This is a genomic window from bacterium (assembly GCA_035371905.1).
GTDB lineage: Bacteria > Ratteibacteria > UBA8468 > B48-G9 > JAFGKM01 > JAMWDI01.
Genome location: DAORXQ010000054.1, coordinates 1 through 8,940 on the forward strand (window position 1 = coordinate 1; position 8,940 = coordinate 8,940).

The 8,940-nt window shown below is 29.7% G+C and carries 7 protein-coding genes; all 7 read left to right on the forward strand.

The window, feature by feature from the left end:
* On the forward strand, window positions 1-944 hold a 944-nt coding region (locus tag PKV21_06490; GenBank protein ID HOM27137.1), incomplete at its 5' end, for a Gfo/Idh/MocA family oxidoreductase.
* A 439-nt stretch (window positions 945-1,383) separates the two neighbouring features.
* Entirely contained in the window at window positions 1,384-4,068 is a 2,685-nt protein-coding gene (gene ppdK / locus PKV21_06495; protein ID HOM27138.1) for a pyruvate, phosphate dikinase, read from the forward strand.
* 51 nt (window positions 4,069-4,119) lie between these two features.
* Window positions 4,120-5,334: an acetate/propionate family kinase gene (locus tag PKV21_06500; GenBank protein HOM27139.1), complete on the forward strand. Its 1,215-nt coding sequence runs from the start codon at window positions 4,120-4,122 to the stop codon at window positions 5,332-5,334.
* On the forward strand, window positions 5,331-6,365 hold the full coding sequence (locus tag PKV21_06505) for a hypothetical protein (protein ID HOM27140.1): 1,035 nt from the start codon (window positions 5,331-5,333) through the stop codon (window positions 6,363-6,365). The genes PKV21_06500 and PKV21_06505 overlap by 4 nt, the downstream gene beginning before the upstream one ends.
* A gap of 3 nt (window positions 6,366-6,368) precedes the next feature.
* Window positions 6,369-7,151, forward strand: coding sequence for a GTP cyclohydrolase, FolE2/MptA family (locus tag PKV21_06510; GenBank protein ID HOM27141.1), 783 nt, complete (start codon window positions 6,369-6,371; stop codon window positions 7,149-7,151).
* 307 nt (window positions 7,152-7,458) lie between these two features.
* On the forward strand, window positions 7,459-8,214 hold the full coding sequence (locus PKV21_06515) for a Nif3-like dinuclear metal center hexameric protein (protein ID HOM27142.1): 756 nt from the start codon (window positions 7,459-7,461) through the stop codon (window positions 8,212-8,214).
* Window positions 8,215-8,253: 39 nt separating this feature from the next.
* Window positions 8,254-8,940: TIM barrel protein (locus PKV21_06520; GenBank protein HOM27143.1), on the forward strand; the 687-nt coding region annotated here is incomplete at its 3' end.

Genomic DNA, 8,940 nt, shown 5'->3' on the forward strand with positions numbered 1-8,940 from the left:
TTATGGACATAATGAATGCAAAAGAAATTGCTAAAAAATTTAATATACCCAAATATTATAAAAAAGAAAAAGATATTGTTAAAGACCCTGATATTAATGCAGTTTATATTGCAAGTCCTGTTTATTTACATTTAAAGCATATAAAAATGTCTGCTGAAAATGGAAAACATATTTTATGTGAAAAACCTTTATGCAAAAATTTAAAAGAAGGGAAAGAAGCGGTTAGAATATGTAAAAAAAATGGTGTTTTTATTCAGGAAGGTTACATGATGAAATTTCATGGGGCACATAAAAAAATAAAAGAATTAATAGAAAAAGGGGAACTTGGAAAAATTGTATATATGAGAGGTCAACTTTCATGCTGGTATCCTCCTATAGAAGGAGCATGGCGGCAGGTTCCAAATAAAGGTGGAGGGGGTTCTTTAATTGATATGGCAACACATTTATATGACCTTCTTGAATTTTTTGTTAATGACAGAATTAAATATATTTCAGCAATTGTAAATACACAGGTTCATAATTACAAAGTTGAAGATTCTTCCACAACTCTTATAGAATTTTCAAAGGGTACACATGCAACAGTTGACTGTTTTTTCTGTATTCCAGATGAATCAAGTAAAACAAGATTAGAAATATATGGAAGTAAAGGAGCAATTCTTACAGAAGGAACAATAGGGCAGAGTATAGGCGGAAAAATGGAAGGAATATTTGGACTTGGAGAAAGTAACTATGATGCTACCCAGAGTAAGGATATTGTAAAGGAATTTAAAGAAATTGAATTTGAGAAAATAAATCCATACACTGCTGAGTGTGAATATTTTGCAGACTGTATCTTAAGAGGAAAAAAACCTGAAATAAATAACTGGGAAAACGCCCTTCACATACTTAAAGTTACAGAAAAGGCATATCAATCATACAAAAAGAAAAAAATTATGAAAGTTTGAATAAATGTTACAGATTATATGAATTTGTAAATAATTAATCAACCACAGGTATAAAACACTGGAATTTGAAAAATTCCAAGTGTTTTTTCTGGCGTTTTTTGCCCAGAATAGATAAAAACACCTTAAGTCCCCCTCAAAGATTGAGGGGGTGCTGGTGCGACGAATAAGGAGCACCGATTAGCACGGGTGGCGAGATGGTGAGCCACCATTTTGGGAGTTGATACCTCTTGGGGATTTTAAAGGGGTTTAAACCCCTTTAAGAAAATAGTGTAGTTGACAGTAAAAGCAAAATATAACAAAATAAAAAAGTAAATGGGGTTTAGTAAATATTTACATAAATTTTGACTTTTCTAAATTTTTGTGATAAAATATTTAGTTCACTTTTAAAACAAAAATTAGACAATATTAAATCATAGTTTAAATTAAAAGGAGGAAAAAGATGGCAAAAACAAAAAAGAAAAAATATATTTATTTTTTTGGAGAGGGAAAAGCAGAAGGTAAAGGAGATATGAAGGATTTACTGGGAGGAAAGGGTGCAGGACTTGCTGAAATGACAAACGCGGGGATTCCTGTACCTCCTGGTTTTACCATTACAACTGAAATGTGCAAATATTACTATCAACACAATGAAAAACTTCCTGAGGACTTTGATGAAGAACTTAAAAAATACTTAAAAAAACTTGAAAAGGTTACAGGTAAAAAATTTGGAGATACTAAAAATCCGCTTTTGGTTTCTGTAAGGTCCGGTGCTAAATTTTCAATGCCTGGTATGATGGATACAATTTTAAATCTTGGGCTTAATGATGAAGCAGTTAAAGGACTTGCTGAAAGTACAGGAAACGAAAGGTTTGCCTATGATGCCTACAGAAGATTTATCCAGATGTTTGGAAATGTTGTTATGGGCATAGATAAAAATGAGTTTGAAAAAATACTTGAAGAAAAAAAAGAGGAAAAAGGTGTACATTATGATTCGGAACTTAATGCAGAGGATTTGAAAGAAATTGTTGAAAAATATAAAAAAATTTATAGAGAAAAAACAGGAAAAGATTTTCCTCAGGACCCTATGGAACAATTGAAAATGGCTATAAATGCTGTTTTTAAATCTTGGAATAATCCCAGAGCAATAACTTACAGAAAACTAAATAAAATTCCGGACGACCTCGGAACCGCAGTAAATATAGTAACTATGGTTTTTGGAAATATGGGCAATGATTCAGGAACAGGTGTGGGATTTACAAGGAATCCATCAACAGGAGAAAAAGAGTTTTACGGTGAATATTTAACAAATGCGCAGGGAGAAGATGTTGTTGCTGGTATAAGAACTCCAAAACCAATAAGTGAACTTGAAAAAGAAATGCCTGAAGTATATAAACAACTTAGAGAAATTACTGATAGATTGGAAAAACATTATAGAGATGTCCAGGATTTTGAGTTTACTATTGAAAGAGGGAAATTATATATGCTTCAGACAAGAACAGGAAAAAGAACACCCCTTGCAGCGGTTAAAATTGCGGTTGATATGGTAAAAGAGGGATTGATAACAAAAGAAGAGGCAATAATGAGGGTAGAACCATCTCAAATTGACCAATTACTTCATCCTATAATTGACCCAAAAGCAAAGGTGGAACCTGTAGCAAAAGGACTTCCCGCATCCCCTGGAGCTGCAAGTGGAAAAATCGTATTTACAGCAGATAAGGCAGAAGAAATTGGAAAAACAGAACCAGTAATACTTGTAAGAGAAGAAACAAGTCCTGATGATATACATGGTATGGCAACTGCAAAAGGAATTTTAACAAGTAGAGGAGGAATGACTTCTCATGCAGCAGTAGTTGCAAGAGGAATGGGAAAACCCTGTGTAGTTGGATGTGGAGCTATACAAATTGATGAAAATAAAGGAGTTATGATTATAAGCGGAAAAGAAGTTAAAGAATATGATTGGATTACTATAGATGGAGGAACTGGAAATGTTATGATAGGCAAAGTTCCTACGATAGAAGCAGGTATAACTGGAGAATTTAAAACAATAATGGAATGGGCGGATGAAATAAGAAAATTAGGTATTAGAGCAAATGCAGATATACCAAGAGATGCAAAAAAAGCCAGAGAATTTGGAGCAGAGGGAATAGGCCTTTGCAGAACAGAACATATGTTTTTTGCACCTGAAAGATTACCCTATGTTGTAGAAATGATTATGGCAGAAACAGAAGAAAATAGAAGAAAAGCACTTGATAAACTTTTACCATTTCAAAAAGAAGATTTTATTGGGTTATTTAGAGAAATGGAAGGTTATCCTGTAATTATAAGAACTCTTGACCCACCTTTACATGAATTTTTACCAAAAAGAGAAGAACTTATGGTAGAAATTGCTTTAATGAAAGAAAGAAAAGAGGACCCTGAAAAAATAAAAGAGAAAGAAAAAATACTTAAAAGAGTTGAACAATTTCATGAATTCAATCCAATGCTTGGTCACAGAGGTTGTAGATTAGGAATAACATATCCAGAAATCACAGAAATGCAGGCAAGAGCAATTATGGAGGCAGCATGTGAACTTGCCAAAGAAGGAAAAACAGTAATTCCTGAAATAATGATACCACTTGTAGGAAATGTAGAAGAACTTAAGCATCAAAAGGAAATAGTCGTGAGAGTTGCAGAAGAAGTAATGAAAAAATATGGAGTAAAAATAAAATATATGGTTGGTACAATGATAGAAGTCCCACGTGCTGCTTTAACTGCCGATGAAATTGCAAAAGAAGCAGATTTCTTTTCTTTCGGAACAAATGATTTAACCCAGATGACCCTTGGATTCAGTAGAGATGATGTTGGAAAATTTTTATTCTATTATCTTGAAAAGAAAATTTTAAAAGATGACCCATTTATGACGCTTGATCAAATAGGTGTAGGACAACTTGTTAAAATCGGAATAGAAAAGGGGAGAAAAACAAATTCTAAACTTGAAGTTGGAATATGCGGAGAACATGGAGGAGACCCTGAAAGTGTAAAATTCTGTCATAGGGTTGGTATGAATTATGTATCCTGTTCTCCTTATAGAATACCTGTTGCAAAACTTGCAGCAGCACAGGCAGTAGTTGAAGAAAAATTAAAAATTGAATATACAAGCAAGTAAATAAATAGAAAGCATTACATCTTCTGTGAGATAAAGAAGAAAATAAAAAGGATGAGATTACTTGTTTTTAATTGTGGAAGTTCATCTTTAACTTTTAAAATTCTTGAAACCGATGGAAAAATTTATAATGTTTTCCTTTATGGTAAAGCACACAGAGTAGGGGTTAAAGGAATCGAGGAATCTTTTATTGAAATTTCTTACAAGGATAAATGCGAAAAAATTGTAACCTCTTTAAGAAATCATAAAGAATCAGCAGAAATAGTAATAGATTTTTTAATAAAAAATTCAATTAAACCGGATGGGATAGGGCATAGATTTGTCCATGGAGGGGATTATTTTAAAGGAAATACTTTAATAGATGAAAAAAACATTGATACTTTAAGAAAATGTTTACCTTTGGCTCCTATCCATAATTCAATTTCCTTGAGTGTCATTGAAGTTTGCAGAAGGAAATATCCTGATGTACGGGAATTTGTAGTTTTTGATAATTTTTTTCACAAAACAATACCCGAAATACATTCAAGATATCTATTACCAAAAAATCTTATAGAAAAATTTGGTTTCAAAAAATATGGATTTCATGGCTTATCCTATTATTATGTAACAAAAAAAATCTATGAAATTCTAAACCTGGATATTGAAAAAGATGAATTAAAAGTTGTTGCATGCCATCTTGGAACAGGAGGTTCAAGTGTCTGTGCAATTAAAAATGGGAAATCCATTGATACTTCCATGGGTTATTCACCAAATTCCGGTTTGATGATGAGTACCCGAACAGGAGATATTGATCCTATGTTGTTATTCTATATTATGTACTTATACAGAATAAACGTAGAGGAACTCATAGATCTGATTAATAAAAAGAGTGGAATTCTTGGTATATCTGGTTTTTCAAGTGATTTGAGGGATGTAATAAATGCCATTTTAAAAGAGAAAAAAGAAAATGCCAAACTTGCTTTTGAGATGTATACATACAGATTGAAAAAATATGTAAGCAGTTATATATTTTTATTGAAAGGTATAGATGTTCTTATTTTTACAGATGATATAGGTGTTAAAAATCCTCTTGTAAGGGAAAAAATATGTGAAAACATGGATTGGGCTGGAATAGTAATTGATAAAGAAAAAAATAAAAATATAAATGAAAAAGAGATAAATTTTATTCATAAAGAAGAATCAAAAGTTAAAATTGCAGTAATTCCTACGGATGAAGAGATTGTAATAGCATGGGAGGGTTATAAATTAATAAAGGAGATAATTAAATGATTGTGTTTTTCAGTAATAAATTTCCAGAAATTGAAATCATTGAATTTACCAAAAATCATCATAGAAAAAGATATGCAGAAAAAAAAGATTATTTGCTAAAACTTTATAAAAAAAAGAATGTTGAAATTTTTATCTACAACTTTGAATTTACGGGGGATATTATTAAGGAGCCTTTTCAAAAAGTAAATGGAAATCTTTTAAAAAAACTTTCTCAAATTATACCTTTTGCTTATGAAAAAATATCAATTCTTTATGAATTGACAGATTTATTTTATAGAAACTTTCCAGAAAAAAAACATTTTATTCTTTCTGATACCGGTTTTTTCTCCACATTACCGGAGTATGTTTCAAATTATGCACTTCCTTATGAATTTGTAAAGAAAAAAATAAAAAGATATGGTGTTTCTGGACTTTTGCATCAATGGGTTTACGAGAAAACAAATAAAACTAGCAATAAAAAGGGAAATAAAGTAATTTCAGTATATTTAAGTGATTTTCCCAATATATGTACAATAAAAAATGGCAAAGCAATAGAGAGTTCGGTTGGATTTACACCTGTTGAAGGATTACCCTCTATTAAAACAGTCGGGGAACTGGACTCTCAGATTATATTTTTCCTTTATGTATGTGGATTTACAATGAATGAGATTCATGAAATTTTAACTTCAAAAAGCGGTTTTTCTTCTATTCTTGGCAAAAATTGTGATATTGATGATGTTGTAAAAAATAAAAAAACAAGAGATATATTGCGATATTACATTTTAAAACATATAGGGGCATATATTGGAATATTGAATGGTATTGATAGAATTATATTTTCAGGGAAAAAGAACAACTTAATTTTAGATTTTATAAAATACTGTTGTGAAGAAATGAATTTTATAGAGATAAAAATAAAGGATAAAATAAGGCAAGGAGAAGACATTTTTTATTTAACAGACAAAGAATCTGATGTGGAAGTTTGTTTTATAAAAGAAAACAGAATGGAAATGATAAAATATTACATAGAAGAAATAAAAAAGGAGGAATAAAAAATGGAAAAAAGAAAAAGATTTCTTGTTGATGTTGGAATAGAAGATTTACCTTATCCAATAATAGTTCCTTCCAAGTTAGAAAAAGAGGGACAGCACACAGTGGCGAACATTTCAGTAAAAACAAGGATTATGCAGGAATTTGAACCCATTTGGATTGATAAATTTATAAATATTCTTCACAAACACAGAAAAAAAACAAAAGTTATAAGAGAAATAGATGAGATTCTAAAAGATCTGGTAGAGGATTTAAAAACATCAAGTGCTGAAATAATGTTTTTATATCCATACTTTGTGGAAAAAACAACCCCTGTTTCAAAAGAAAAATGTCTGGTTAAATATACCTGTTCTTTTGCTGCTAAAATGTCAATTGCGGAAGAAAACATTTCAAATTTTTTCAGAATTGAAATCCCTGTAATAACAACATATCCTGCTTCTTCAAAGGATAAACCTGGTGGACTTTTTGGACAGTTAAGTAAAGTTATTTTAACGATACAACCTGCAAAGGATATATACATAGAGGATATTGTTGAATTAGTTGAAGAACATGCTCTTGTTCCAATTTATTCATATCACTCAGAAGAAGATCAAACATATCTTATTAAAAAAATTCATTCTGTTGAAAAAACAAGTGTAGAGATGGTAGATGAAATAAAGAATGAACTTGCAAAGAAAAAAGAAATAAAATGGTACTCTATATATTGCTATAACTACGGAATGCTTCATTCTTACAGCACTGTTATAACAATAGAAAAGAGTTTATGGGTCCCGTTTTCAGAATCATAATAATAACTTAATAATTACATAACTTAAGAACTTAATAAATTCATAATTTGAGAACTTATAAACTTCATAATTTATTATTTAAAAGGTAGAATTTATAAATATCATTAAAAATAGGATGAAGATTATTTGAGTTGTTTTTTCAATAAAATAAAAAAATCAAGAGACAATTTAATCATCTAGGAAAATTTTTTATTCTTATTTTTGTAAAAAATTTAAAAATCATTTTTTTATTTTTTAAAATTATGGTAAAATTGAACACAATTAATTAAATTAAGTTTTTTATATTATTTTGAACAAGAGTTTAAAAATGAATACACATGATTTTTTAGAACTTATAAAAAAAGATTTTGGAGAAATGGGACCGGAAGAAGGTTTAAGATTTAAATATTTTGATGATGAAATAAAAGGAATTGTTGTATGCTGGATGGTTTCAAAAAAAGTACTTGATTTTACAGTGAAGAATAAATTTAATCTAATAGTTTCACATGAAGATTTATACTTTCCACCTGAATATGCAAAAGGAGATGGTGCAGGAGTTATAAGTAATTACAGAAAAGAAATTATTGAGAAAAACAGAATCAATTTTGTAAGATTACATTACACAGTGGATAAAAATTTTATTTTTGATGTTTTTGATAAACTTTCGGAAGGAAATCTTTTGATAAATGAAAATTTTTATAGAGTTTATGAATTTGAAAATAAAATATTAAAAAATCTTGCAAAAGAATTAAAAAATAAATTCAAAGTTAAGTTTTTAAGAATAACAGAACCTGAAAAAAAAGTCAGAAGAGCAGGGTGTCTTGTTGGAGGTTTAGGATTAAGTATAAACTCAAAATTTATTGATAAAATTCTGTCTTATAATGTTGATACAGTTATTGCAGGAGAGGTGGATGAATATACAATAAGAGGTCTTTCAGATTTAAAAATTGGAATTATAGAACTTGGTCATGAAGCAAGTGAAACACCTGGACTAATAAAATTTACAGAATATTTAAAGAAAAAATTGTCTGAACTTCCTGTTAAGTATTTAAAAAATACATATCCTGTAAAGATTTTGAAATAAAAGGAGGATACTATAGTTCAACTTTCTGTATGTATAGAAATGTTCTGGAGAGGTATTCCTGAAGAAGAAAAAATAAAAAAGGTCAAAAATCTTGGATTTCCTGCTTTTGAATTCTGGGGATGGAAAAATAAAGATATAGAAAAAATTAAAAAAGCGAAAGAAGAAAACGGTCTGACATTAGCAACTTTTTGTTTTGAACCAAATGGAGTGTTAACTACAGATGAAGTTAAAATTGAAGAAATTATAAAAGGGGCAATTGAAACTGCAAAAATTGCTAAAATACTTGATTGTAAAAAATTAATACTGACAACAGGTAATATTGTTTACGGAGAATCAAATGAGGTTACCAGAAGAAGAATTATAAAAAAATTGAAAGAGATAGTAAAAATAGCCGAGGAAGAGGATTTAATTTTATTGCTGGAACCATTAAATCCAATAGTAAATCATAAAGGATACTTTTTAGCAAAAACTATTGAAGCAATAGATATTTTAGAAGAAATAAATTCACAAAACTTAAAGATTCTTTATGATATATATCATCAGCAAGTTACAGAAGGAAACATTATTTCAACAATACAAAAATATATTGACTATATAGGACACTTCCATACAGCAGGAGTACCTGGAAGACACGAATTGATAGGTGGAGAACTGGATTATAGAAGAATTTTTGAAATTATAGACAAAACTGGTTATAACGGGTTTATAGGACTTGAATTTTCTCCG